Origin of the sequence: Burkholderia sp. AU39826, assembly GCF_020419965.1 — a bacterium.
Classification (GTDB): Bacteria; Pseudomonadota; Gammaproteobacteria; order Burkholderiales; family Burkholderiaceae; genus Burkholderia; species Burkholderia semiarida.
Genome location: NZ_JAIZQG010000008.1, coordinates 173096 through 199591, shown reverse-complemented (window position 1 = coordinate 199591; position 26496 = coordinate 173096). Strand labels below are relative to the sequence as shown.

General features: G+C 68.7%; 20 protein-coding genes. 8 read left to right on the top strand and 12 right to left on the bottom strand.

Annotation, left to right across the window (positions count from 1 at the left end; genetic code table 11):
* The first annotated feature begins 51 nt into the window (after positions 1 to 51).
* From recG to ubiA, 6 genes are all read left to right on the top strand, one after another.
* On the top strand, positions 52 to 2367 hold the full coding sequence (recG, locus tag LGM42_RS17365; RefSeq protein WP_226232729.1) for an ATP-dependent DNA helicase RecG: 2316 nt from the start codon (positions 52 to 54) through the stop codon (positions 2365 to 2367).
* A 126-nt stretch (positions 2368 to 2493) separates the two neighbouring features.
* Positions 2494 to 3453: a LysR substrate-binding domain-containing protein gene (locus LGM42_RS17360; protein ID WP_006754461.1), complete on the top strand. Its 960-nt coding sequence runs from the start codon at positions 2494 to 2496 to the stop codon at positions 3451 to 3453.
* Between the two features lie 627 nt (positions 3454 to 4080).
* Complete coding sequence (gene katG / locus LGM42_RS17355; RefSeq protein ID WP_060312681.1) at positions 4081 to 6267, top strand: catalase/peroxidase HPI; 2187 nt, start codon at positions 4081 to 4083, stop codon at positions 6265 to 6267.
* A 110-nt stretch (positions 6268 to 6377) separates the two neighbouring features.
* Positions 6378 to 6548, top strand: a complete 171-nt coding sequence (locus tag LGM42_RS17350; RefSeq protein WP_226232728.1) for a hypothetical protein — start codon at positions 6378 to 6380, stop codon at positions 6546 to 6548.
* 120 nt (positions 6549 to 6668) lie between these two features.
* Positions 6669 to 7157 carry a non-specific DNA-binding protein DpsA gene (gene dpsA / locus LGM42_RS17345; protein ID WP_059574306.1) on the top strand — a complete coding sequence of 163 codons (489 nt, stop codon included), beginning with the start codon at positions 6669 to 6671 and terminating at the stop codon, positions 7155 to 7157.
* 207 nt (positions 7158 to 7364) lie between these two features.
* On the top strand, positions 7365 to 8228 hold the full coding sequence (ubiA, locus tag LGM42_RS17340; RefSeq protein ID WP_226232727.1) for a 4-hydroxybenzoate octaprenyltransferase: 864 nt from the start codon (positions 7365 to 7367) through the stop codon (positions 8226 to 8228).
* A gap of 104 nt (positions 8229 to 8332) precedes the next feature.
* On the opposite strand, the gene proC is transcribed toward ubiA, so the two are convergent.
* From proC to LGM42_RS17310, 6 genes are all read right to left on the bottom strand, one after another.
* Positions 8333 to 9145, bottom strand: coding sequence for a pyrroline-5-carboxylate reductase (proC, locus tag LGM42_RS17335; protein ID WP_060312684.1), 813 nt, complete (start codon positions 9143 to 9145; stop codon positions 8333 to 8335).
* Positions 9146 to 9198: 53 nt separating this feature from the next.
* Complete coding sequence (locus LGM42_RS17330; RefSeq protein WP_226232726.1) at positions 9199 to 9897, bottom strand: YggS family pyridoxal phosphate-dependent enzyme; 699 nt, start codon at positions 9895 to 9897, stop codon at positions 9199 to 9201.
* Between the two features lie 130 nt (positions 9898 to 10027).
* Positions 10028 to 11254, bottom strand: a complete 1227-nt coding sequence (glcF, locus tag LGM42_RS17325) for a glycolate oxidase subunit GlcF (RefSeq protein WP_060312689.1) — start codon at positions 11252 to 11254, stop codon at positions 10028 to 10030.
* Positions 11255 to 11261: 7 nt separating this feature from the next.
* A complete protein-coding gene (gene glcE, locus LGM42_RS17320) occupies positions 11262 to 12350 on the bottom strand; it encodes a glycolate oxidase subunit GlcE (RefSeq protein WP_059574301.1) in 1089 nt (362 codons plus the stop codon).
* Between the two features lie 183 nt (positions 12351 to 12533).
* Positions 12534 to 14027, bottom strand: a complete 1494-nt coding sequence (locus tag LGM42_RS17315; protein WP_226232725.1) for an FAD-linked oxidase C-terminal domain-containing protein — start codon at positions 14025 to 14027, stop codon at positions 12534 to 12536.
* Positions 14028 to 14065: 38 nt separating this feature from the next.
* Positions 14066 to 15475: an FAD-binding oxidoreductase gene (locus LGM42_RS17310; RefSeq protein WP_226232724.1), complete on the bottom strand. Its 1410-nt coding sequence runs from the start codon at positions 15473 to 15475 to the stop codon at positions 14066 to 14068.
* Positions 15476 to 15611: 136 nt separating this feature from the next.
* Between LGM42_RS17310 and LGM42_RS17305 the strand changes: the two genes are divergently transcribed.
* Both LGM42_RS17305 and hmpA read left to right on the top strand, forming a co-directional pair.
* Positions 15612 to 16163: a cob(I)yrinic acid a,c-diamide adenosyltransferase gene (locus tag LGM42_RS17305; protein ID WP_059642159.1), complete on the top strand. Its 552-nt coding sequence runs from the start codon at positions 15612 to 15614 to the stop codon at positions 16161 to 16163.
* A 95-nt stretch (positions 16164 to 16258) separates the two neighbouring features.
* The gene (gene hmpA / locus LGM42_RS17300; protein ID WP_226232723.1) at positions 16259 to 17467 is read left to right on the top strand and encodes an NO-inducible flavohemoprotein; all 1209 of its coding nucleotides are present in this window, start codon (positions 16259 to 16261) and stop codon (positions 17465 to 17467) included.
* 91 nt (positions 17468 to 17558) lie between these two features.
* On the opposite strand, the gene LGM42_RS17295 is transcribed toward hmpA, so the two are convergent.
* The 6 genes from LGM42_RS17295 to LGM42_RS17270 all read right to left on the bottom strand — a co-directional run bounded on the left by LGM42_RS17295 (position 17559) and on the right by LGM42_RS17270 (position 26448).
* On the bottom strand, positions 17559 to 17948 hold the full coding sequence (locus LGM42_RS17295) for a type II toxin-antitoxin system VapC family toxin (RefSeq protein ID WP_226232722.1): 390 nt from the start codon (positions 17946 to 17948) through the stop codon (positions 17559 to 17561).
* A complete protein-coding gene (locus LGM42_RS17290; protein WP_060312700.1) occupies positions 17945 to 18214 on the bottom strand; it encodes a type II toxin-antitoxin system Phd/YefM family antitoxin in 270 nt (89 codons plus the stop codon). Before LGM42_RS17290 ends, LGM42_RS17295 begins: the two co-directional genes overlap by 4 nt.
* 124 nt (positions 18215 to 18338) lie before the next feature.
* On the bottom strand, positions 18339 to 19412 hold the full coding sequence (gene aroG / locus LGM42_RS17285; RefSeq protein ID WP_059642150.1) for a 3-deoxy-7-phosphoheptulonate synthase AroG: 1074 nt from the start codon (positions 19410 to 19412) through the stop codon (positions 18339 to 18341).
* Between the two features lie 395 nt (positions 19413 to 19807).
* Positions 19808 to 21274: a metalloprotease TldD gene (gene tldD, locus LGM42_RS17280; RefSeq protein ID WP_059574293.1), complete on the bottom strand. Its 1467-nt coding sequence runs from the start codon at positions 21272 to 21274 to the stop codon at positions 19808 to 19810.
* An 86-nt stretch (positions 21275 to 21360) separates the two neighbouring features.
* Complete coding sequence (locus tag LGM42_RS17275) at positions 21361 to 22188, bottom strand: carbon-nitrogen hydrolase family protein (RefSeq protein WP_226232721.1); 828 nt, start codon at positions 22186 to 22188, stop codon at positions 21361 to 21363.
* A 60-nt stretch (positions 22189 to 22248) separates the two neighbouring features.
* The gene (locus LGM42_RS17270; RefSeq protein ID WP_059574291.1) at positions 22249 to 26448 is read right to left on the bottom strand and encodes a YhdP family protein; all 4200 of its coding nucleotides are present in this window, start codon (positions 26446 to 26448) and stop codon (positions 22249 to 22251) included.
* Positions 26449 to 26496: the final 48 nt, after the last annotated feature.

Genomic DNA, 26496 nt, shown 5'->3' with positions numbered 1-26496 from the left:
CGACGTGAAAGCCGCTATTGTACTTGCCTTGCGAAGCACCCAGACGATCCGATGCCCGTGTCACCACGCCGTTCCCCCGCTGCCGTTGCCGATTCCGCCGATCCGTTCGACGCGGACGATGCCGGCTCGTTAGCGCCGCCCGCAGCGGGCCCCGGCGCGCGCCGCGCTGGCCCGAAGCGCGGCGCCGACGGCCGGCTCGCGCAGCCCGCGGCGGCCGCGCCCGAGGCCGACGGCGCCGCCGCCGGGAGCGACGAAGCAGGCGCGGCCGGCGCGAAGCGCAAGAAGAAGCCGGCCGCCGACAAGCCGGTGAAAACCGCCGACAAGCTCGCGAAGCTCGGCCTCACGCGTTCGATCGATCTCGTGCTGCATCTGCCGATGCGCTACGAGGATGAAACCACGCTCACGCCGATCGGCGAGCTGTTGCCGGGCGGCATCGCGCAGACCGAAGGCGTCGTGTTCGACAACGAGGTCGCCTACCGGCCGCGCCGCCAGCTGGTCGTGAAGATCCAGGACGACGACGGCGAGCAGCTCGTGCTGCGCTTCCTGAATTTCTACGGGTCGCAGGTCAAGCAGATGGCCGTCGGCCAGCGGCTGCGCGTGCGCGGCGACGTGCGCGGCGGCTTTTTCGGGATGGAGATGGTGCATCCGGCCGTGCGCGTCGTCGAAGCCGACGCGCCGCTGCCGCAGGTGCTCACGCCCGTCTACCCGAGCACGGCCGGCGTATCGCAGGCGTACTTGCGCAAGGCGATCGAGAACGCGGTCGAGCGCACGCCGCTGCCCGAACTGCTGCCGCCCGAGATCCAGCGCGATTACCTGAAGCCGCTCGACGTGCCGACGCTCGAGCAGGCGGTGCGCATCCTGCACCATCCGCGCGTCGATTCCGACGAAGCCGCGCTGATGGACGGCTCGCATCCGGCGTGGACGCGCATCAAGTTCGAGGAGCTGCTCGCGCAGCAACTGTCGCTCAAGCGGGCGCACGAGGAGCGCCGCACGCGCGCCGCGCCCGCGATGCCGCGCCGCGGCGCGGCCGATGCCGATGCGCTGACGACGCGTTTCTACGCGGCGCTGCCGTTCACGCTGACCGGCGCGCAGGCGCGCGTCGTCGACGAAATCGCGCACGACCTCACGCTCGCGCACCCGATGCAACGCCTGCTGCAGGGCGACGTCGGCAGCGGCAAGACGGTCGTCGCCGCGCTGGCCGCCACGCAGGCGATCGACGCCGGCTACCAGGCCGCGCTGATGGCGCCCACCGAAATCCTCGCGGAGCAGCACGCGCGCAAGCTGCGCGCGTGGCTCGAGCCGCTCGGCGTGAAGGTCGCGTGGCTCGCGGGTAGCCTGAAGGCGAAGGAGAAACGCGCGGCGATCGAGGCGGCCGCGCTCGGCACCGCGCAGCTCGTGATCGGCACGCACGCGATCATCCAGGATACGGTCGAATTCGCGCGGCTCGGCCTCGTGATCGTCGACGAGCAGCACCGTTTCGGCGTCGAGCAGCGTCTCGCGCTGCGCGCGAAGGCGGCGAATGCGGCCAACGGCGCGCGCGACTTTCAGCCGCACCAGTTGATGATGTCGGCCACGCCGATCCCGCGCACGCTCGCGATGACGTACTACGCGGACCTCGAGGTGTCGACGATCGACGAGCTGCCGCCCGGCCGCACACCCGTGCTCACGCGCCTCGTCGGCGACGCGCGGCGCGACGAGGTGATCGCCCGCGTGCGCGAGGCCGCGCTGACCGGGCGCCAGGTGTACTGGGTGTGCCCGCTGATCGAGGAGAGCGAGACGCTGCAACTGCAGACGGCCGTCGAAACCTACGAGACGCTCGCCGCCGCGCTCCCCGAACTGAAGGTCGGCCTCGTGCATGGCCGGCTGTCGCCGGCCGACAAGGCGGCCGTGATGGACGCGTTCACGCGCAACGAAGTGCAGCTGCTGGTCGCGACGACCGTGATCGAGGTCGGCGTCGACGTGCCGAACGCGTCGTTGATGGTGATCGAGCACGCGGAGCGCTTCGGCCTGGCGCAGCTGCACCAGTTGCGCGGCCGTGTCGGGCGCGGCACCGCGGCGTCGGTGTGCGTGCTGCTGTACACCGGGCCGCTGTCGATCGCCGGTCGCGAGCGGCTGAAGACGATGCGCGAGACGACCGACGGCTTCGAGATCGCGCGGCGCGACCTCGAAATCCGCGGGCCCGGTGAATTCCTCGGCGCGCGCCAGTCGGGCGCGGCGATGCTGCGCTTCGCGAACCTCGAGACCGACGGCTGGCTGATCGAGCCGGCGCGCGAGGCCGCGGCGCGGCTGATTGCCGCGTATCCCGAGGTCGTCACGCAGCATCTGGCGCGCTGGCTCGGCGCGCGCGAGCAGTACCTGAAGGCCTGATCCACCGGCTCGGGGCCGGATCGAACGCCACCGATCGACGCACCGCGATGCAGAGAAACTTGGCGAACCGGTGCCAACAGGTGTATAAATTAAACCTATCGCCTGTATATCTCTGATTGACCCACAATGACGCTGACTGAATTGAAATACATCGTCGCAGTCGCGCGCGAGCGGCATTTCGGCCGCGCGGCCGAAGCGTGCTTCGTGAGCCAGCCGACGCTATCGGTGGCGATCAAGAAGCTCGAAGACGAGCTCAACGTGCAGATTTTCGAGCGCGGCGCGAGCGAAGTGAGCGTGACGCCGATCGGCGACCAGATCGTCACCCAGGCGCAGCGCGTACTCGAGCAGACTTTCGCGATCAAGGAGATCGCGAAGCAGGGCAAGGACCCGCTCGTCGGCCCGTTCCGCCTCGGCGTGATCTACACGATCGGGCCGTACCTCCTGCCGACGCTCGTCAAGCAGATGATCCAGCGGGTGCCGCAGATGCCGCTGATGCTGCAGGAGAACTACACGCTGAAGCTGCTCGAACTGCTGAAGCAGGGCGAGATCGACGCCGCGATCATGGCGCTGCCGTTCCCCGAAACCGGCCTGATGGTGCGCCCGCTGTACGACGAGCCATTCGTCGTCGCGCTGCCGGCCGGCCATCCGTGGGAGAAGCGCGACGAAATCGACGCCGAGGACCTGAAGCAGGAAACCATGCTGCTGCTCGGCAACGGCCACTGCTTCCGCGATCACGTGCTCGGCGTGTGTCCGGAGCTGATGCGCTTCTCGCAGACGGCCGACGGCATCCAGAAGACCTTCGAGGGCTCGTCGCTCGAGACGATCCGCCACATGGTCGCGAGCGGCGTCGGCATCACCGTGCTGCCGCGGATGTCGGTCGCCGAGATCGGCCCGCGCGCGAACGGCCCGGATGCCGAGCTGTTGTCGTACGTGCCGTTCAACGAACCGGTGCCGGACCGCCGCGTCGTGCTCGTATGGCGCAAGAGCTTCACGCGGATGCCGGCGATCGACGCGATCAGCGACGCGATTGCCGCGTGCGAGCTGCCCGGTGTCGCGAAGCTCGACATGCCGGCCACGATGAACTGACGCGCCTTCTGCATGCGCGTGTGGCGGCGTGATGAACGGGGTCGTGCGACCCCGTTTATTTTTCCCTATCAAATAGATTAAATTTATTAAATTCAAATAATTGATAGATTTATATAGAATCCTCACCATGGATCGGCATCGAGCCGACGTGCGGGATGCACGTTGAATGCAAGCGTCAAAGGAGGATGTCATCATGCGGTCGGTATTGCAGCACGCGCAGTGGAACGTCCCGTCGCTCGGGACAATCGTGCATCGCGCCAGGGCGGCGGTCCGCAGCCTGCGTCCGATTGCATTCGCGTACCTGGCGGATCGTGTGTATGGCGGATGAGTGCCGCCCCGCGCCGGTCCTGTGTTCCCCCGATTCACCTGCCGTCAAGCCATGACGGAGCATCGCATGTCCGATACCGGAAAAAACACCCGCCTCACTGACACGACGGCAGCCGGCGGCCGCTTCCGCGAGCGCCCCGCCTGCGGCGCGCGACAGCGGGAACGCGTGCGGAAGGCCGCGCACGACGTCCGGTAGCGCGACAGGAGAACCCGCCCGTTCTGTTTCTTACCCCCCCCCGCAATGCTCCACGAACCGCGCCCGGCACGTGGGGGCCTACGAGCAAGTAAAGGAGAAAAAGCATGTCGAACGAATCGAAGTGCCCGTTCAACCACACCGCAGGCAGCGGCACGACGAACAAGGACTGGTGGCCGAATCAGCTGAACCTGAACGTCCTGCACCGGCATTCGGCGCTGTCCGATCCGATGGACCCGGATTTCGACTACGCAGAAGCGTTCAAGAAGCTGGATCTCGCCGCGGTGAAGCAGGACCTGCACGCGCTGATGACGACCTCGCAGGACTGGTGGCCGGCCGACTTCGGCCACTACGGCGGCCTGTTCGTGCGCATGGCGTGGCACAGCGCCGGCACCTACCGCACGGCCGACGGCCGCGGCGGCGCCGGCGGCGGGCAGCAGCGCTTCGCGCCGCTCAACAGCTGGCCGGACAACGTCAGCCTCGACAAGGCCCGCCGCCTGCTGTGGCCGATCAAGCAGAAGTACGGCCGCAACATCTCGTGGGCCGACCTGCTGATCCTGACCGGCAACGTCGCGCTCGAATCGATGGGCTTCAAGACCTTCGGCTATGCCGGCGGCCGCGTCGACACGTGGGAGCCGGACGACGTCTACTGGGGCTCGGAAAAGATCTGGCTGGAACTGAGCGGCGGCCCGAACAGCCGCTACACCGGCAAGCGCGAGCTCGAAAGCCCGCTCGCCGCGGTGCAGATGGGCCTGATCTACGTGAACCCGGAAGGCCCGGACGGCAACCCCGACCCGGTCGCCGCCGCGCACGACATCCGCGAGACGTTCGCGCGCATGGCGATGAACGATGAGGAAACGGTCGCGCTGATCGCGGGCGGCCACACGTTCGGCAAGACGCACGGCGCCGGCCCGGCGTCGAACGTCGGCCCCGAGCCGGAAGCCGCGGGCATCGAGCAGCAGGGCCTTGGCTGGAAGAGCACGTTCGGCACGGGCAAGGGCAAGGACACGATCACGAGCGGCCTCGAAGTCACGTGGACGTCGACGCCGACGCAGTGGAGCAACGACTTCTTCAAGCACCTGTTCAGCTACGAATGGGAGCTCACGAAGAGCCCGGCCGGCGCGCACCAGTGGGTCGCGAAGGATGCCGACGAAGTGATTCCCGATGCGTACGACGCGTCGAAGAAGCATCGCCCGACGATGCTGACGACCGACCTGTCGCTGCGTTTCGACCCGGCCTACGAAAAGATCTCGCGCCGCTTCTACGAGAACCCGGCCGAGTTCGCCGACGCGTTCGCACGCGCATGGTTCAAGCTCACGCACCGCGACATGGGCCCGCGCTCGCGCTATCTCGGCCCGGACGTGCCGGCGGAACACCTGCTGTGGCAGGACCCGATCCCGGCCGTCGATCACCCGCTGATCGACGCCGCCGATGTCGCCGCGCTGAAGGCGAAGGTGCTGGCCACCGGCCTGTCGGTGTCGCAGCTCGTGTCGACCGCATGGGCGTCGGCGGCGACGTTCCGCGGCTCGGACAAGCGCGGCGGCGCGAACGGCGCGCGCATTCGTCTCGCGCCGCAGAAGGACTGGGAAGTGAACCAGCCGGCGGCGCTCGCGGCGGTGCTCGAAACGCTCGAAGGCGTGCAGAAGGCGTTCAACGATGCGCAGACGGACGGCAAGAAGGTGTCGCTGGCCGACCTGATCGTGCTGGCCGGCGCGGCCGGCGTCGAGCAGGCGGCGAAGAACGCGGGTGTCGCGATCACGGTGCCGTTCGCGCCGGGCCGGATGGATGCGTCGCAGGAAGAAACCGACGTCGACGCGATGGCCGTGCTCGAGCCGGTAGCGGACGGGTTCCGCAACTACCTGAAGCACGCGTACAAGACGCCGGCCGAGGCGCTGCTGGTCGACAAGGCGCAGTTGCTGACGTTGACGGCGCCGGAGATGACCGTGCTGGTCGGCGGCCTGCGCGTGCTTGGCGCGAACGTCGGCGACTCGAAGCACGGCGTGTTCACCGATCGTCCGGGCACGCTGACGAACGACTTCTTCGCGAACCTGCTCGACATGGGTACGGAGTGGAAGCCGGTGTCGGGCGCGAACGACGTGTTCGAGGGGCGCGACCGTGCGACGGGCGCGGTCAAGTGGACGGGCACGCGCGTCGACCTGATCTTCGGCTCGCACTCGCAGTTGCGCGCGCTGGCCGAGGTGTACGGCAGCGCGGATGCGAAGGAGAAGTTCGTGCGCGACTTCGTCGCCGCCTGGAACAAGGTGATGAACCTCGACCGCTTCGATCTCGCGTGAACCCGGCCGCATCCTGATGCGGTGATGCAGTCACGCAGTAACGTGACGCGGCCGGTCGAACGACCGGCCGTTTCTTCTCTGAACGATGTCTTGTCGAAGGAGTGACGACCATGACCCAGATGATGCTCAACGTGCGCGCCGCGGCGTCGCCCATTCTGCGATCGCCGGTCGAACTGGCGCGTTACACCGTTGGCTTCACGATCGTCGTCGGCGGGGCGGCGGAACTGGTCTCGCAGGCGCTGCACGCGCTCGGGCCGTTCATGTCGATCGCCGGCGGTTGAGTGCGGCGACGCCTTCGCGACGTTAAACTGGCGAGTCGCGAACGGATGCCGCGCGACGCGGCATGCGGCTTGCTCGACGCATTTTCGCCGGTTCAACATTTCGAATGAGGAGTCTCGAAGATGGCCAAGAAAGGCAACGCCACGCAAATCAACATCGGTATCAGCGACAAGGACCGCAAGAACATCGCGGACGGCCTGTCGCGCCTGCTTGCCGATACGTTTACGCTGTACCTGAAGACCCACAATTTCCACTGGAACGTGACCGGACCGATGTTCAACACGCTGCACCTGATGTTCGAGGAGCAGTACAACGAACTGTGGCTCGCGGTCGATTCCGTTGCCGAGCGCATTCGCACGCTGGGCGTCGTCGCGCCCGGCACGTTCGCCGATTTCGCGAAACTGTCGTCGGTGCCCGAAGCGAAGGGCGTGCCGGCCGCCGAGGACATGATCCGCCAGCTCGTCGAAGGGCACGAGGCGGTCGTGCGCACCGCGCGCGAGATCTTCCCGATCGCCGACGCGGCGAGCGACGAGCCGACCGCCGACCTGCTGACCCAGCGCCTGCAGACGCATGAAAAGACCGCGTGGATGCTGCGGTCGCTGCTCGCGTAAGCTTCGCGCTGCCGCGGACTTCAGGCCGGCCCGATGCCGGCCGGTCTTGAATCTGTCCCCGGATCGATGCGTGCGACCGTGCGGCCACGCGCGGCGGGCCTCGGCGGCCAGCCGGCCCGCCTCGGCCGCTGGCCGCGCGTCGCGCCGACATGACGCGGAGCCCCGCTCGGCTCTAAAATGCCGGGATTCCCTTCCCGGTGCTTCACCATGCTTGCCCGCTTCCCCCTGTATCTGCGGCTCGTCCGGATGGACAAGCCGATCGGCAGCCTGCTGCTGCTGTGGCCGACGCTCAACGCGCTGTGGATCGCATCGGACGGCCGCCCGCGCTGGCCGCTGCTCGTGATCTTCGTGCTCGGCACGCTGCTGATGCGCTCCGCCGGCTGCGCGATGAACGACTACGCCGACCGCGATTTCGACCGCCACGTGAAGCGCACGGCCAACCGGCCGCTGACGTCGGGCAAGATCCGGGCGTGGGAAGCCGTCGCGATCGCGGTCGGGCTGTCGTTCATTGCGTTCCTGCTGATCCTGCCGCTCAATACGTTGACGAAGGAGTTATCGGTCGTCGCGCTGTTCGTCGCCGGTTCCTATCCGTTCATGAAGCGCTTCTTCGCGATTCCGCAGGCGTATCTCGGCATCGCGTTCGGCTTCGGCATCCCGATGGCGTTCGCGGCCGTGCAGGACACGGTGCCGGTGCTGGCCTGGGTGATGCTGGTCGCGAACATCTTCTGGTCGGTCGCGTACGACACCGAATATGCGATGGTCGATCGCGACGACGATATCAAGATCGGCATCCGCACGTCGGCGCTGACGTTCGGCCGCTTCGACGTCGCGGCAGTCATGCTGTGTTACGCGGTGACGCTCGGCATCTACGTGTGGATCGGCGTGACGCTCGGTTTCGGCCTCGCGTACTGGGCGGGCTGGGCGGCGGCGGTCGGCTGCGCGCTGTATCACTACACGCTGATCAAGGATCGCGAACGGATGCCGTGCTTCGCGGCGTTCCGCCACAACAACTGGCTCGGCGGCGTGCTGTTCGCGGGCATTGCCGTGCAGTACGCGCTGGCCGGTCATTGAACGACGCTGCGCGTGTCTTTGCACGCAACGCTGGACGTAAAAAAGCGACCGTCGGGCCGCTTTTTTTACGTCCAGCGCCGGCAAAACCGGCGCCGCTGTCGCGCTTACGCGCGGCCGAGCTCGTCGCCCATTTCCTTCGCGCGCGCTTCGGCCGCGAGTGCGCCGCGCACGATCGCTTCCTTCACGCCCTGCGCGTCGAACGCCGCGAGCGCGGCGGCCGTCGTGCCGCCCTTCGACGTCACGCGTTCACGCAGCACGCCCGCGGGTTCGCCCGACTGGGCGGCCAGTTGCGCGGCGCCGGTGAACGTCGCGACCGCGAGCGCGCGGCCCTGCTCGTCGTTCATGCCGAGGCGGCGCGCGGCTTCCTGCAGCGCTTCGATGAAATAGAACACGTACGCGGGGCCGCTGCCCGAAATCGCGGTGACCGCGTCGAGCTGCGATTCGTCGTCGAACCATACGATCTCGCCGACCGCGCCGAGCACGCTCGACGCGAGTTCGCGGCCCGCGGCGTCGACGCCCGGCAGCGCGGCCAGGCCCGTCACGCCCATGCCGACCAGCGCGGGCGTGTTCGGCATCGTGCGCACGACGCGCGCGTAGCCGCCGAGCCAGCGGGCGAGATCCGTGCCGCGGATGCCGGCCGCGATGCTGATCACGAGTTGCGATTTCAGGTGCGGCGCGAGCGCCTGCGCGACGTCGTGCAGTACCTGCGGCTTCACCGCGAGCACGATCGCGTCGTAATCGGCGAGCGTCGCGTCGATCGCCGCGCCGGTGCGCACGCCGAATTGCTGCGCCGCGCGCGCACGGACTTCTTCGTTGACGTCGATGGCATACAGGCCGTCCGCGGCGACGCCGCGCTTGATCAGGCCGCCGATCAGGGCCGCGGCCATGTTGCCGCCGCCGATGAATGCGATTTTCATGATGTCGGGAATGAGCGAGTGAATGAACGGAAAGGCGGAAAAGGGCGCGGCGTTCAGTGCGCGTAATCGCGCGCGCCGAAGATCGCGGTGCCGATGCGCACGATCGTCGCGCCTTCGAGCACGGCCGCCTCGAGATCGGCGGACATGCCCATCGACAGCGTGTCGAGCGGCAGGCCGTCGGCGCGCAACGCGTCGAACAGCGCACGCAGCGCGCGATGCGGCGCGCGTTGCGCGTCGGTGTCGCCGGCCGGTTCGGGAATCGCCATCAGCCCGCGCAGCCGCAGCGACGGCAGCGCGGCGACCGCCCGCGCGACCTCGGCCACGTCGGCCGGCGCGACGCCGCTTTTCGACGCCTCGCCGCTGATGTTCACCTGCACGCACACGTTGAGCGGCGGCAGGTGGGCGGGGCGCTGTTCCGACAGGCGCTGGGCGATCTTCAGCCGGTCGACCGAATGGACCCAGTCGAAGCGCTCGGCGACGGGGCGCGTCTTGTTCGATTGCAGCGGCCCGATGAAATGCCATTCGAGGCTCGCGCGCAGGTCGGCGAGCGCGTCGATCTTGTCGATCGACTCCTGCACGTAGTTTTCGCCGAACGCGCGCTGCCCGGCCGCATGCGCGGCGCGCACGTCGTCGGCCGGAAACGTCTTCGACACGGCGAGCAGCGAGACGGTGGCGGGGTCGCGGCCGGCCGCGCGGGCGGCGTCGGCGATGCGGCGGTGAACGGAGTCGAGACGGGTGGCGAGATCGGACATGACGGGCACGAAAGCGGGCACGGAGGCAGCACGGAAGCGGGTATGAAGCCGATGCGCGGCGACGCGCCGCGCATCGATCCGCTCATTATACGGACGGCGCGCGCCGGCACGTCGCGCGCGTGAACAGGCCCTAACCGTACAGCAGATGCTCGACGAGCTGGACCCAGTGGGCGACCGGCACCTGCGTGCCGCTTTGCAGATGCGCGATGCAGCCGATGTTGCCGGACACGATCATCTGCGGCTCGAGCGCTTGCAGCTTCAGCAGCTTCTGCTTGCGCAACCGGTACGACAGCGTCGGCTGCGTCAGCGAGTAGGTGCCGGCCGAGCCACAGCACAGGTGGCTGTCGGCCGGCAGCCGCACGTCGATGCCGAGCGTCTCCAGCAGGCGCTCGACCTTGCCGCGCGACTGCTGGCCGTGCTGCAGCGTGCACGGTGGGTGATAGGCGACCGTATGGATCGCGCGGCGCCGCGCGATCGTCGCGAGTTCGGCCTCGAACGCGAGCAGCACGTCGGAGATGTCGCGGGTCAGCGACACGATGCGCCGGGCCTTCTCCGCGTAGGCCGGATCGTCGCGCAGCAGGTGCGCGTATTCGAGCACCGTCGCGCCGCAGCCCGACGCGTTCATCACGATCGCCTCGACGCCCTGTTCGACGTGCGGCCACCACGCATCGATGTTGCGGCGCGCGTCGTTGAGCGCCTCGTCGTGATAGTTCAGGTGCAGGCGAATCGCGCCGCAGCAGCCCGCGTCGGGCGCGACGACCGTCTCGATGCCGAGCGCGTCGAGCACGCGTGCGGTCGCGATGTTGATGTTCGGCAGCATCGACGGCTGCACGCAGCCGCCGAGCATCAGCATCTTGCGCGTATGCGTGCGGTGCGGCCATTCGAGCAGCCGCGTGCGCGGCGGCACCTTGTCGCGCAGCCGCTTCGGCAGCAGCGGCCGCACGTGCTGGCCGAGCCGCATCACCGGCGAGAACAGCGCCGCGTTCGGCACGACGCTCGCGAGCACGCGGCGCATCAGTCGCTGCTGCGCGGGGCGCTGCACCTGCGCTTCGACGTGCTTGCGCCCGATCTCGACGAGCCGGCCATACTGAACGCCGGACGGGCAGGTCGTCTCGCAACTGCGGCACGTGAGGCAGCGGTCGAGATGCTGTTGCGTGCTGCGCGTGACGGCCGCGCCCTCGACCATCTGCTTGATCAGGTAGATGCGGCCGCGCGGGCCGTCGCGTTCGTCGCCGAGCAGTTGATAGGTCGGGCAGGTCGCGGTGCAGAACCCGCAGTGCACGCACTTGCGCAGGATCGCGTCGGCCTCGTCGCCGTCGGGCGTGTTGCGGATGAAATCGGCGAGGTTCGTTTGCATCCAGCCCTCAGAGTTCAGGGTAAAGCCGGCCGCGATTGAAGATGCGCGCGGGATCGAACGCGCTCTTCAGCCCGCGGTGGATCTTCATCATCGGCGCGGGCAGCGGCGTGAACACGCCCGCGCTGCGGTCGTAGGTGTCGCCCGCGCGGAACAGCGTCGCATGGCCGCCGGCCTGCTTCGCGCTCATGCGCACGGTTTGCGCGTCGGCGTCGGTGATCCACCAGCGCTGCGCGCCGCCCCATTCCATCAACTGGGTGCCGGGCAGGTGCATCGGTTCGGTGATCGACGGCAGCGACAGGCGCCACAGCGCATAGCCGGGCGGGATGCCGTTGAAGAACGGATCGGTGTGTTCGCGCACGCCGGACCAGAAGCGCTCGGCCTCGACCGCGTCGACGACCTCGCCGCCGAGCAGCGTTTTCGCGGATTTCACCGCGGCTTCCGCGCCCGACAGGCGCAGCACGAGCGTGCCGTTGCGCCACGCGCTCGCGCTCACGGGCAGCGGATGGCCGCCCCATTCGTTGAGCTTGCGCACCGCGTCGGTCGCGGTCATCTCGAACTTCAGCGTGACTTCGGCGACGGGCATCGGCAGCACCTTGATCGACAGGTCGAGCATCAGCCCGAGCGTGCCGAGCGCGCCGGCCATCAGCCGCGACACGTCGTAGCCGGCGACGTTTTTCACGACCTGCCCGCCGAAGCGCAGCATGTCGCCGCGGCCGTTCATCAGCGTGACGCCGAGCACGAAATCGCGCGGGGCGCCGCAGGTGGCGCGGCGCGGGCCCGCGAGCCCGGCGGCGACGCAGCCGCCGACGGTGGCCGCGCGGCCGAAATGCGGCGGCTCGAACGGCAGCATCTGGCCGCACTCGGCGAGGACGGTTTCAAGCTGCGCGAGCGGCGTGCCGGCGCGGACCGTGACGACGAGTTCGGCCGGGTCGTACGACACGATGCCCTGAAACGCACGCGTGTCGAGTATTTCGCCCTCGAGCGCCTGGCCGTACCAGTCCTTGGTGCCGCCGCCGCGAATCCGCAGCGGCCGGCCGTCGGCACTGGCGGCGCGGATGCGCTCGGCCCATCCGGCGACGATGTCGTCCTCTTCCATGTTCCGTTGCTTTCTCGTCTCGTTGTCCGGTCGATTGTACCGGGGTGGCGCGATTGCACATCGCGACTATCCCTAAGCCCCGTCGCGGTTGCGGCACGCCGGCGCCGGCGCGCGAACGCGCCGAGCGGGTACGGCAGAGCCCCGTACCGCGGCCGCCGATGCGCGCCGCGGCCCGCACGCCGCTCAGAAGCGCGGCAGGTCGGGGTGTGGCAGCAGCCCGCCGCGCACGTGCTGGCGGCCATATTCGGCGCAGCGCGCACGGGTGGGGATGCCCTTGTCCGGGTTCAGCAGCCCGGCCGGATCGAACGCGCGCTTGACCGCGAAGAACGCGTCGCGCTCCTGCGGCGAGAACTGCACGCACATCGAATTGAGTTTTTCGATGCCGACACCGTGCTCGCCCGTCACGCTGCCGCCGAATTCCACGCAGCATTCGAGGATTTCCGCGCCGAACTGCTCGGCGCGGTGCAGTTCGTCCGGATCGTTCGCGTTGTACAGGATCAGCGGATGCATGTTGCCGTCGCCGGCATGGAACACGTTGATGCAGCGCAGCCCGTAGCGCGTCTCGAGCTGCTCGATGCGCGCGAGCAGCGGGCCGATCGCGCGGCGCGGCACGGTGCCGTCCATGCAGTAGTAATCGGGGGAAATGCGGCCGGCGGCCGGGAACGCGTTCTTGCGGCCCGACCAGTAGCGCAGCCGCTCCTGTTCGTTGCGCGACACCTGGATGCGCGTCGCGCCGTGCTCGCGCAGCACGGCCGTCATCCGCACGATTTCCTCGGCGACTTCTTCCGGCGTGCCGTCCGATTCGCACAGCAGGATCGCCTTCGCGTCGAGGTCGTAGCCCGCGTGCGTGAACGCCTCGACGGCCTGCGTGGCCGGCTTGTCCATCATCTCGAGCCCGGCCGGGATGATGCCCGACGCGATGATCGCAGCCACTGCCTCGCCGCCTTTCACCACGTCGTCGAAGCTCGCCATCACGAGCTGCGCGGTCTGCGGCTTCGGGATCAGCCGCACCGTGACCTCGGTGACGATCGCGAACATCCCTTCGCTGCCGATCATCACCGCGAGCAGGTCGAGGCCCGGCATGTCGAGCGCGAGCGAGCCGAATTCGACGATCTCGCCGTCGATCGTCACCGCGCGCACGCGCATCACGTTGTGCACGGTCAGCCCGTATTTCAGGCAATGGACGCCGCCGGAATTTTCCGCGACGTTGCCGCCGATCGTGCAGGCGATCTGCGACGACGGATCGGGCGCGTAATACAGGCCGTACGGCGCGGCCGCTTCCGAGATCGCGAGATTGCGCACGCCCGGCTGCACGATCGCCGTGCGCGCGTACGGGTCGACTTCGACGATACGCGTGAAGCGCGCGAGCGACAGCACGACGCCGAGCGCGATCGGCAGCGCGCCGCCCGACAGGCTCGTGCCGGCGCCGCGCGGCACGATCGGCACTTCCATGCGGCGGCAGATCTGCACGATCCGCTGCACCTGCGACTCCGTCTCCGGCAACGCGACCGCGAGCGGCAGCCGGCGGTAGGCGGACAGGCCGTCGCATTCGTACGGCGCCGTATCCTCGTCGCGGTACAGCAGGCAGTGGGTCGGCAGCACGGCCATCAGCGCCTGCACGATTTCGCGCTGGCGCTGCGCGCGGGCGGCGCTCGACAGTTCGACGGGAGCGTTCATGGGGTCTCCTGCGTGGGGCGCGAGCTCGCGCCGCCGTGTCAGCACGTGAAAATCTTGCCCGGATTCATCAGATTGCGCGGATCGAGCGCGAGCTTGATCGCGCGCATCGTGTCGATTGCGTTGTCGCCGTGCTCCTTCGGCAGGAAGCGCATCTTGTGCAGCCCGACGCCGTGCTCGCCGGTGCAGGTGCCGCCCAGGCGCAGCGCACGCTCGACGATCCGGTCGTTGATGTGTTCGGCTTCGGCGAGCTCCTCCGGCTTGTCGGGATCGATCAGGATCGCGACGTGGAAATTGCCGTCGCCGACGTGGCCGACGATCGGGCAGGGCAGCGACGACGCACGCAGGTCGACCTCGGTTTCCTCGACGCACGCGGCGAGCTGCGAGATCGGCACGCATACGTCGGTCGTCACCGCGCGGCAGCCGGGCTTCAGTTGAAGCATCGCGAAATACGCGTTGTGGCGCGCGGACCAGAGCCGCGTGCGATCCTCGGGGCGCGTCGCCCATTCGAAGCCCTGGCCGGCGTTCTGGCCGGTGAGCGCCTGCACGAGTTCGGCCTGTTCCTTCACGCCTGCCTCGGTGCCGTGGAATTCGAAGAACAGCGTCGGCGCTTCGGCGAGCGTCAGGTTCGAGTGACGGTTGATCGAGCGCACCGCGAGCGCGTCGACGAATTCGACGCGCGCGATCGGCACGCCGATCTGGATCGTCTCGATCACCGTGCGCACCGCGTCGCCCATGGTCGGGAACGTGCAGATCGCGGCCGACACGGCCTCGGGCAGCGGGTGCAGGCGCAGCGTGATCTCGGTGATCACGCCGAGCGTGCCTTCGGACCCGACGAACAGCCGCGTGAGGTCGTAGCCGGCCGACGACTTGCGCGCGCGCGAGCCGGTTTTCACCACGCGGCCGTCCGCGAGCACCGCGGTGAGGCCGAGCACGTTCTCGCGCATCGTGCCGTAGCGCACGGCGTTGGTGCCGGAGGCGCGGGTCGCGGTCATCCCGCCGATGCTGGCGTCGGCGCCCGGATCGATCGGGAAGAACAGGCCGGTGTCGCGCAGCGCGTCGTTGAGCGCCTTGCGCGTGATGCCCGGCTCGACGGTCACGGTCAGGTCTTCGGCGTTGATCGACAGCACGCGGTTCATTTCCGACAGGTCGAGCGACACGCCGCCGCGTACCGCGAGCAGGTGGCCTTCGAGCGACGAACCGGCGCCGTACGGGATCAGCGGCACGCCGTAGAGCGAGCACAGCGACACGACTTCGCGCACGTCGTCGGTGCTGCGCGCGAACACGACGGCGTCGGGCAGTTGCGGGTCGAACGGGGATTCGTCGCGGCCGTGATGGGCGCGGACCGCGTCGGCGGTCGACACGCGCTCGCCGAAGGCGGCGCGCAGCGCATCGAGCATGGCGGGGGGCAGCGGGCGGCGCGTGGCGGCCGGCGGGGCAGGGTGATTCACGAATGTCTCCTGACTGCTTGTCGTACTGTCGGCTCATTCTACGCCGTAACGTCCGCTGCGCCTCGCGCCGCGGGCTGCGATAATCGCGTTCCAGCCAACCGGGCCGCGCGGCGGCCGCGCACGAGAGGACATTCGCATGGGCAACCGCTTGAGCAAGATCGCGACGCGCACGGGCGACGACGGCACCACCGGCCTCGGCGACGGGCGGCGCATCGGCAAGGACGACGCACGGATCGCCGCGATCGGCGACGTCGACGAACTGAACTCGCATCTCGGCGTGCTGCTGGCCGAGGCGCTGCCGGACGACGTGCGCACGGCGCTCGTCACGATCCAGCACGACCTGTTCGATCTCGGCGGCGAGCTGTGCATTCCCGGCCACACGGTGCTCGACGACACGCATCTCGCGCGCCTCGACCAGTGGCTCGCCGACTACAACGCGACGCTGCCGCCGCTGAAGGAATTCATCCTCCCGGCCGGCTCGCGCGCGGCGTCGCTCGCGCACGTGTGCCGCACCGTGTGCCGCCGCGCGGAGCGCTCGATCGTCGCGCTCGGGCGCGGCGACACGCTCAATGATGCGCCGCGGCGGTACGTGAACCGGCTGTCCGACCTGCTGTTCGTGCTGGCGCGCGTGCTGAACCGCGCCGGCGGCGGCGCCGACGTGCTGTGGGAGCGCGGGCGCGTCCGCTAGCCAACCATCACGCTGGCCGCGCGCTGCGACAATTTGCCCGAGGGGCGTTCGTTTTTAAACAAGTATCGTATATGCATGTTTAACGGAGAACGAACATGACCCACCTCACCGCCGACCAGATGGCCCGTGTGAAGGCCACCGCCCCCGTCCTCGCCGAGCACGGCGCGACGATCACGAAGCACTTCTACCAGCGCATGTTCGCGCGTCATCCGGAACTGAAGAACCTGTTCAACCAGACGCACCAGAAGACCGGCAGCCAGCCCGAGACGCTCGCGAAGGCCGTCTACGCGTATGCGGCGAACATCGACAATCTGGGCGCGCTGGGCGGCGCGGTGTCGCGCATCTCGCACAAGCACGCGAGTCTGAACATCCGTCCCGAGCATTACCCGATCGTCGGCGAGAACCTGCTCGCGGCGATCGTCGAAGTGCTCGGCGACGCGGTCGATGCCGGCACGCTCGAAGCGTGGCGCGTCGCGTACGGCCAGCTCGCGCAGATCCTGATGGGCGCCGAGGCCGACCTGTACGCGAATGCCGCGTGGAGCGGCTTCCGCCCGTTCAAGGTCGCGCGCAAGGTGCGTGAAAGCGACGAGATCACGTCGTTCTACCTGACGCCCGCCGACGGCGGCGAAGCGCCGACGTTCGAGCCGGGCCAGTACATCACGGTGAAGCGCTTCGTCGGCGATCTCGGCGTCGACCAGCCGCGTCAGTACAGCCTGTCCGACGCGCCGCACGGCAAGTGGCTGCGCATCTCGGTGAAGCGCGAGGCCGGCAAGCCGGAAGCGGTCCCGGCCGGCAAGGTGTCGACGCTGATGCACGACGGCGTGGAAGAGGGCGCGATCGTCGAGGCGACCGCCCCGATGGGGGACTTCTCGCTGAAGCGCGAGGCCGATACGCCGGTCGTGCTGATCTCCGGCGGCGTCGGCATCACGCCGATGATGTCGATGGCGTCGACGCTGATCGCCGAAGGCAGCAAGCGCGACGTGCGCTTCATCCACGCATGCCGTTCGGGCGCGGTGCACGCATTCCGCGACTGGCTGAACGACGCGGTGCGCGAGCATGCGAACGTCAAGCGCACGGTGCTGTACGAGCTGGTCGGTCCGAACGATCGTGCCGGTGTCGATCACGACCTGGAAGGGCGCCTCACCCCGGAACGCGTGCAGCGGTACGCACTGGCGCCGGACGCCGATTACTACATCTGCGGGCCGGTCGCGTTCATGAAGGCGCAGCGCGACGCGCTCGTCGCGCTCGGCGTCGCGCCGGAACGCGTGAACACGGAAATCTTCGGGTCGGGCGCGCTCGAGTGAGGGTCCGGCGGCCGGTTTCGGCCAATGCAACGATGCAATGACGAAGCCCGGCGCGAGCCGGGCTTTTTACTTGCGGCGCCTTGGGGCGACTTCAGGCGCGCAACATCAGCGTTGCGTGGTAGCGCCACATCTTCGGATCGGCACTGAGGAGCGGCATGCCTTCATGGAGTGCCTGCGCGACCATCACGCGGTCGAACGGATCGGCATGGTCCGGGAAATCCGGCAACGCGGCGACTGCCTCGGCGTGATCGCTGCTGATCGGCAACTCCGCAAAACCTGCCAGCCGAAATGCCGAACGCGCATCTCTCGGATGGACGGCCAGATTGCCTTTGCGGTACTTGATCGCGATTTCCCAAATCGACGCGGCGCTGACGTACAGCGTGTTTTGGGGATGTTCGATCAATGCGGCCGCGGCTGCCGAAAGTTGCGGTGCGCCTTCAGCCGCCCAGAGCGCGATGTGCGTATCGAGCAGCAGTTTCACGGTGCAAGCCCATGGTCCGAGCTGGCATCGAAGTCGGCGGCGATCGATTCATCGCCGGCATTGAATGCCTCGACGCTTGTCGGAATGTTCAGTCCGGCAAGCAACTGACGGGCTGCGCCAATCCGCTTCGGCGCGGTGTACGGAACGATCCGGGCGACCGGATGACCATTGCGGGCGATCACGACTTCGGTTTCGCGCCCCGATTCAAGCGCTTCCACGAGGCTGGAAAGCCGCGACTTGGCATCGTGCATGTTGACGGTCGACATGATCGATCCTCTGGTTAGCTAGATGATGTTAGCTAGTCTAGCAGAGCAACACGCCGACCGCAGGCTGGCCGTATGGCCAATTCGCCGCCAGGCGGGGCCATACGATCAACCTGGCGGCGTTTCTTCAGTTCCCGCTGCCGCGCGCGACGCGCCGCGCCTTCACCGATTCCGCGAGGCCTTCGAGCACCTTCACGCTGTCGTCCCACGCGATGCACGCGTCGGTGATGCTCTGGCCGTAGGTCAGCGCGCAGCCTTCCTTCAGGTCCTGGCGGCCCTCGACGAGGTGCGACTCGATCATCACGCCGACGATGCGCTCGTCGCCGGCCGCGATCTGGCGGCCGATGTCCGCGCACACGGGGATCTGGTTCTCGTGCTTCTTCGAGCTGTTCGCGTGGCTCGCGTCGATCATCAGGCGCGCGGCGAGGCCGGCCTTGCCGATGTCCGCGCAGGCGGCGTTCACGCTGTCGGCGTCGTAGTTCGGCGTCTTGCCGCCGCGCAGGATCACGTGGCAGTCCTCGTTGCCGGCCGTCGACACGATCGCCGAATGGCCGCCCTTCGTCACCGACAGGAAATGGTGCGGCTGCGACGCGGCCTTGATCGCGTCGACCGCGATCTTCACGTTGCCGTCGGTGCCGTTCTTGAAGCCGACCGGGCACGACAGCCCCGATGCGAGCTCGCGGTGCACCTGCGACTCGGTCGTGCGCGCGCCGATCGCGCCCCACGAGATCAGGTCGGCGATGTACTGCGGGCTGATCATGTCGAGGTATTCGGTCGCGGCCGGCAGCCCCATTTCGTTGATCTGCAGCAGCAGCTCGCGCGCGGTACGCAGCCCTTCGTTGATCTTGAAGCTGTTGTCCAGATGCGGATCGTTGATGAGCCCCTTCCAGCCGACCGTCGTGCGCGGCTTCTCGAAGTACACGCGCATCACGATTTCCAGTTCGCCCTTGAAGCGCTCGCGCTCCTTCACGAGCCGGCCCGCGTATTCGATCGCCGCCTTCGTGTCGTGGATCGAGCACGGCCCGATCACGACGATCAGCCGGTCGTCCATCCCGTGCAGGATGCGGTGCATCGACTGGCGCGCGTGGTAGATCAGCTCGGACGCGGCTTCGGAGCACGCGAATTCGCGGATCAGGTGGGCGGGCGGCGTCAGTTCCTTGAGTTCGCGAATGCGGACGTCGTCGGTGTTGTGCGGGGGCATGCTGTTTCTCCTTGGTTCCGGGCGCCGTTCGGTCAGTGCGCGTGCGGCAGATTCATCAATTCAGGCAATTCAGTGGTGCCGGTCGGGGCTGCGGGCCGCTGCGGCGGCGACCGGCTGGCGAAGGGCGAAAAAAAACCGCCGGGTTCGCCGGCGGTTTTTTCGGGAATTTCGGTTGCGCTTCACGCGCCATCAACCCTCTCGATCCGCCAGCGGTCTGAGATACCAAAAAAAGTAAAAGTAAAACTTGGCGGACATGACGGAAATTCGGCTCGTCAAAAAAGTTGATTCGGAATTTATACCCGGTCCCCGCGCGGCTGGCAACCGGGGGTGCTCGAAAATGCGGACAATCCGCGCGTTTTCATCAAAATGCGCGGATTGTCTGCGCCGCGATGCGGTTATGCCGTACCGCCGACCGTCATCTTGTCGATCCGCAGGGTCGGCTGGCCGACGCCGACCGGCACGCTCTGGCCTTCCTTGCCGCACACGCCGACGCCCGTGTCGAGCGACATGTCGTTGCCGATCATGCTCACGTACTTCAGCGATTCCGGGCCGCTGCCGATCAGCGTCGCGCCCTTCACCGGGTAGGTGACCTTGCCGTTCTCGATCATGTACGCCTCGGACGCCGAGAACACGAACTTGCCGTTCGTGATGTCGACCTGGCCGCCGCCGAAGTTCACCGCGTACAGGCCGTTCTTCACCGACGCGATGATTTCCTGCGGATCCTTGTCGCCGTTGAGCATGTACGTGTTCGTCATGCGCGGCATCGGCAGCGCCGCGTACGACTCGCGCCGAGCGTTGCCCGTGACCGGCATCTTCATCAGGCGCGCGTTCAGCGTGTCCTGGATGTAGCCCTTCAGGATGCCGTCCTCGATCAGCGTCGTGCACTGCGTCGGATTGCCTTCGTCGTCGATGTTCAGCGAGCCGCGGCGGTTCGGCAGCGTGCCGTCGTCGACGACGGTCACGCCCTTCGCGGCCACCTGTTCGCCGATCCGTCCCGCGAACGCGGACGAGCCCTTGCGGTTGAAGTCGCCCTCGAGGCCATGGCCGATCGCCTCGTGCAGCAGCACGCCCGGCCAGCCCGGGCCGAGCACGACCGTCATCGCGCCGGCCGGCGCGGGGCGGGCGTCGAGGTTGACGAGCGCCGCGTGCACGGCGTCGTCGACGTAGCGCGACAGGACTTCGTCCGTGAAGTAGCCGTAGTCGAAGCGGCCGCCGCCGCCGCCCGAGCCGATCTCGCGGCGGCCGTTCTGCTCGGCGATCACCGTGACCGACACGCGCACGAGCGGGCGGATGTCGGCCGCGAGCGCGCCGTCGCTGCGCGCGACGAGCACGACGTCGTATTCGCCGGCGAGGCCGGCCATCACCTGCGTGACGCGCGGGTCGCGCCCGCGCGCCATCTGTTCGATGCGTTCGAGCAGCTTGACCTTGGCCGTCGCGTCGAGCGACGCGAGCGGGTCGGACGGCAGGTACAGGTCGCGGCCCGAGATGCCCGTCAGCGACGTGGCTGCCTTGATCTTCTGGCGGCCGCCGCCGGCCGCCGCGATCGCCTTGGTGGCGGCGGCGGCTTGCGCGATCGCTTCGGGCGACAGATCGTCCGAGTACGCGAACGCGGTGCGGTCGCCCGCGACCGCGCGTACGCCGACGCCCTGGTCGATGCTGAAGCTGCCCGATTTGACGATGCCTTCCTCGAGGCTCCATGCCTCGCTGCGGGTCGCCTGGAAATACAGGTCCGCGTAATCGACGCGATGCGTGAAGATATCGGCGATCGTGCGCGTGAGCAGGCTTTCGTCGAGGCCGTACGGCGTGAGCAGGATGTCCTTCGCCAGCGCGAGGTTGCGGATGCCGGGTTCGATGATGTTCATGCGGATATCGGGAGTTCTCAAAAAAGTTGTCGGGTGCTGCCGGGCAGATGGGTGGGCCGCGCGGCGTTTCAAGCGGTGCGGCGGATTCAGGTCAGCACGCGGTGCCGCCACGCGGGCAGGCTCTGGCGTACGTCGGCGATGCGTTGCGGATCGAGCGTGCCGAGCACGACGCTCGCACCCTCGTCGCGCACCGCGACGATCTCGCCCCACGGGTCGATCAGCATGCTGTGGCCCCACGTGCGCCGGCCGTTCTCGTGCTTGCCGCCCTGCGCGGCCGCGAGCACGTAGCACTGATTCTCGACGGCCCGCGCGCGCAGCAGCGTTTCCCAGTGCGCGCGGCCCGTCGTATACGTAAACGCCGACGGCACGACCATCAGCGCACAGTCGCCCATGCGGCGATACAGCTCCGGAAAGCGCAGATCGTAACAGACCGACAGGCCGACCCGCCCGAACGGCGCGTCGAACGCGACGACCGTGTCGCCCGCGCGGATCGTGCGCGCCTCGTCGAACGATTCGTCGCCTTTCTCGAAGTTGAACAGGTGGATCTTGTCGTAGCGCGCGGTCTCGTTGCCGGACGGATCGAACACGAGCGTCGTGTTCAGCACGCGGTCGGGCTGCGGCGCCTTCAGCGGCAGCGTGCCGCCGATCACCCAGATGCCGTGGTCGCGCGCGGCGTCGGCGAGGAATTGCTGGATCGGGCCGTCCCGGTACGGTTCGGCGAGCGCGAGCTTGTCGGTGTCGCGGTGGCCCATGAAGCAGAAATACTCGGGCAGCAGCACGAGCTGCGCGCCTTCGCCGGCGGCCTCCGCGATCAGGCGCCGCGCTTCGGCGAGATTGCGGGTGACGTCCGGCGCGCTCACCATCTGCAGCGCGGCGACCTGGAAGGGCGTGGCGGAACGGGCGTGGTCGGTCATCGCGGAATCGCTTGCGTCATAAATGGGGTGCGGCCCGGCACCCTGCGGCGCGATATGCGCTCAATGGCTCGATGCATCGGCCGGACCGTGATTCATCTTACCCTGATCGCTCCGCACCCGCTCGATGTGCGGGTGCGCCCACGAGCCGGTGATCGCGTAGTCGAGCGCGAACGCGTGCGACAGCGTTTCGGACAGCGCGTAGTTCGCGGCCAGCACGCCGACGCCGAGCAGCGGGTTGATGATGGCTGCCCCGATCGCGGCCGCGCCCGCGCTGATCTTCGGCGCGACATGCGCATGCAGGTCCTGCGTCTCGGTGCCGAGATCGACCGCGCCGCGCACGGTGACGTTTGCGGGGCCCGTCATCATCGAGAAGTCGTCGGTGCGCGCGATCCCGTTCGAAATCCGGCCGGTACCGGTGATCTTGTCGAACGGCAGCCCCTTGCCGACCACGTCGCGGAAGTTCAGCGTCAGGAAGCGCGCGAGGCTCTGCAGGCTCAGCACGCCGAGCAGTTTCGCCGCGCCCGGGTCGACCTTCAGGATCTTCCCGTGTTCGAGGTCGACCGCGACCTGGCCGCCGAGCGACGGGAAGTCCAGCGCGGTCGGGCCGCCGCGCCAGCCGACCTTGCCCGTGACCGAGCCGTGACCGTCCGCGAGCGTGCGCGGCAGGCCGACGCGGTCGAGCAGCGCGCCCGCGTTGTCGATGTCGAGCTTGAAGTCGAACACGGTGCGGCGCGGCGCGTCGTTTTCGTCGGCGCCGCGGGCCAGCGCGCGGCGCGACGTGCGCCAGTTGCCGGTGGCCGTGAGCTTCGCGGCCGGGTTCGACAGTTCGAGCTTGTCGAGCTGCCACACGGGCGTGCCGTCTTCGTCGATGTTGCGCGCGTTCACGACGAGCCGGCCGATGTCGTGATCGCGCGCGACGACCTGGTCGACGATCAGGTCGATCGACGGCATCGGGCGGTCGGTCGGCGTCGGCAGGTTCATCGCGCGGCCGACGAGATCGTGCTGCGCACTCTGCGGCACGACGAGCTTCGCGAGCCGCGCGTTGAGCACGCCCGCGCCGTTGTGGCCGCCGCCCGGCGCCCACGACAGGTAGCCCGACACCTGGTTCGACGCGATGTTCGCCTGCCAGAGATCGTCGACGTGCGACGCGCCGACGATCACGTTCTCCCAGTTGCGCTTGAGCAGCTTCAGCGTGCCGAAATGGAACGCGAAGCGCTTCGGCGCGAAGCTCGCGAAATCGACGCGCGGCGCGGCCGGCGGCGCGGGCGCGCGCGGCGTGTCGGGCCGCAGCGTGTGGGCGAGCGCGAGCCACGCGTCGGCGTCCAGCTCGGCGACGTCGACGGCCGCGCTCACGCCGTCCTGCGGCATGTCGGGCATCCGGTGGATGCCCATCGCGCCGCGCACCGCGCGCAGCGGCTGGCCGCGCGTCGCGTCGAGCAGGTAGGTCGCGGACACCGGGCCGAGCGTCAGGTCGGCGTGTTCGAGGCGTTTGCCGTCCGCCTGCGGCGCCGGCTGGAGCGTGAAGCGGAACGGCATCGGCGTGCCGGCCGGTTTCGCGAACGGCGCCGGGAAGTTCAGCGCGACGCCCGTCAGGTCGGATTGCGCGCTGACGTCGGGCAGGCGGCCCGGCGCGCCGCGCACGGCGACCTGGTACGGTGCGTCGCCGACCACGTGTTCGAGCAGCGCGGCGGCCGCGCCGTGCAGGTTCAGGCCGCGCGCGGCGTCGAGCGCGAGCCGGCCGTCGACGTCCACCGCGTACGGGCCGTGCGACCGGAATGTGCCGTTCGCGCGCACCGGGCCGCCGAGGAAGCGCCCCGACAGGCCGTGCAGCGACGCGCCGGCCTCGGTGAAGCGGACGCTGCCGCGCAGGGCCGACAGCGGCGGCACGCCGCTCGTCGACAGCGTGTTTCCGCCGAACGCGAGCGCGCCTTCGACGTGCGTGTGCGGATGGGGGACGTGCTGCGGAATCGTGATCTTGAGCGCGAGCGACGCGGGCCCCTGCGCATCGATCCGCTGGCCGATGTGGCCGCTCATCGTGCCGAGCGAGCTGTTGTCCGCGTAGTCGATCAGGTCGGCTAGCGGGCCCTGCGCATGGCCGTCGATGATCAGCGGCGAGTGCGACGGATTGCCGAGATCGTCGATGCGGCCCGCGACCTTCGTCAGCGTGACGCGCTTGTAGCGCGCGCGCTCGATGTCGAAACGCAGCTTGTTCTGCGCGAGTTCGAACACGCCGTCGATCCCGTCGAGCGCCGGCCAGACGCTCGGCGTGCCGTTCGCGAGCTTGCGCGGCGGGTACGGCGTCGGCTCGAAGCGGCCGCCGGTGAACGGCGCGACGATGTGGAACACGCCGGCGTCCGGCTCGTGTTCGAACGGGAATTTCTCGAGCGGGCCGCGTGCGACGATCGACGCGCCCTTGGTCACCTTGCCGTCCTGCAGCGCATGGCCGAGATAGTCGCGCAGGTGCTCGGACATCCCGGTCGGCAGGTAGCGCGGAATGCGCGCGACCGACGCGCGCGCGAAATCGGCGCGCAGGTCGAGCGAGCCGCGGCCGTGGCCGGGGTTCGTGTACGAGCCGGACACCGCGATTTCGGCATCGGGGTTCGACACGAGCAGATCGGGCAGCGACACGTCGACGCGCGCGTGCTTGTCGCCGGGCGCGGGCGTGATCGTCCATTTGGCGTTGCCGCGCAGCCGGTCGAACGTCAGGCGCGGCTCGTCGAATTCGCCGGGCACGGTGACCGCCGCGTTGACCGTGTCGATATGCGCGGAGCCGCCGGTCTCGTTCGCATCGACGCGGCCCCACAGGTTCTCGACGCCCGGCCAGCCGGCGCGCGGGTGACCGCGCGGCGAGAGCCCGGGCGGCGGCTCCTGCGCGGCGAAGCTGATGCCTTGCAGATCGCCGAGGAAGCGGTAGCGGACGATCGGCGCGGCGCCCATGCGCCGCTCCTCGTCGGCGAGATCGGCGTGCGCGGGTTTCGCGCGCTCGACCTCGATGTGATAGTTCGACACCATCCCGCGCGGGTCGATCTTGATCAGCTCGTTGCGCAGGCGCGCCGGCAGCGGCAGCCCGCGGATGAATTCGCTGAGGATGCCGAGATCGACGCGGTCGCCGACCACGCTGAGCAGTTGTCCCTGGGTCGCGGTCGGCACGCGGTAGCGTGCCGTCAGCGTCGACAGCGCGAGCGAGCGGGCGAGCGGCGTGCCGTCCGGCAGCGGCGGCTGGCCGAGCTCCGCATTGAAGCGCGTCAGGTGCAGCGTGTAGTCCTGGCCCGCATCGAGCGCCATGTCCCAGCCGAAGCGGACCGTCGGCACGTCGAGCCGCGGCTGCGTCGGGCGCACGCGCAGCGCGACGTCGGCGCCTTGCAGATCGCCGCCCGCCGAGCGCAGGTGGCCGTCGCCGAAGGTCGCCCAGATCGCGTTGTCGATCCGGCCCGCGTGGATCGTGAGCGGCATGTCGAGGTAGCGCGCGAGCGTCTGCAGGTCGACCGGGCCGGTCGACAGGTACGCGTCGCCGGTCCAGTTCGACGGCTTGCCGATCGGCGCGAGCGGCTTGTGCTTGAAGCGCGCGCGAAAATCGAGCGGGCCGAGCAGCAGCGTGCCGTTCGCGGGCGCCTGCAGCGCGGCCTTGTGCACGCGGCCGTCGTTGAGCACCGCGAGCCGGATGCCCGACAGCACGAGCTCCGGTGCATCGTGCTGCGCGTCGCGCCAGCGCAGCGTGCCGCCGCGCAGCACGATCGCCTCCTGTTTCAGCAGCCACGTGCCGAACGTGTCGTTGCCGCCGTGGGTGGTGGCCACGCCGACGCCCGCGACGCTCAGCGAGCCGTCGGCCGCACGCGCGACGACGAGGTCGGGCTGGTCGACGATCAGGCTCGACAGCGCGGGCGACAGCCGCAGCAGCGACATCCACGACAGCGCGGCCGTCGCGTGCGGCACCGATAGCGCGACCTTGCCGTCGCGGCCGCGGATCGTCAGGTTCGTGAGTTCGACGCCCGGCTGCATGCCGGACCAGTTCGGGGAAAGCTTGCCGATCGAAAGCTGCGCGTGGAGCTTGTCGGACACGGCGCGCTCGATGCGCGGGCGGTATTCGTCGATGCGCGGCAGCAGCACGTAGCGCAGCCCGAGGAACGCGCCGGACGCGACGAAGTAGGTGCCGATCCCGACTGCCAGCGTCACCCTGAACACGCGACGCAGGACCGGATGATCGTGCTTCGGAGGTCCCGCTTCGGGCGCTGCTACGGCGGATTCCTGACGGTCGGACATGCGGCGGACGGGCGGCGATATGGTAGTTTTGCAGACTGACGTTGAAAT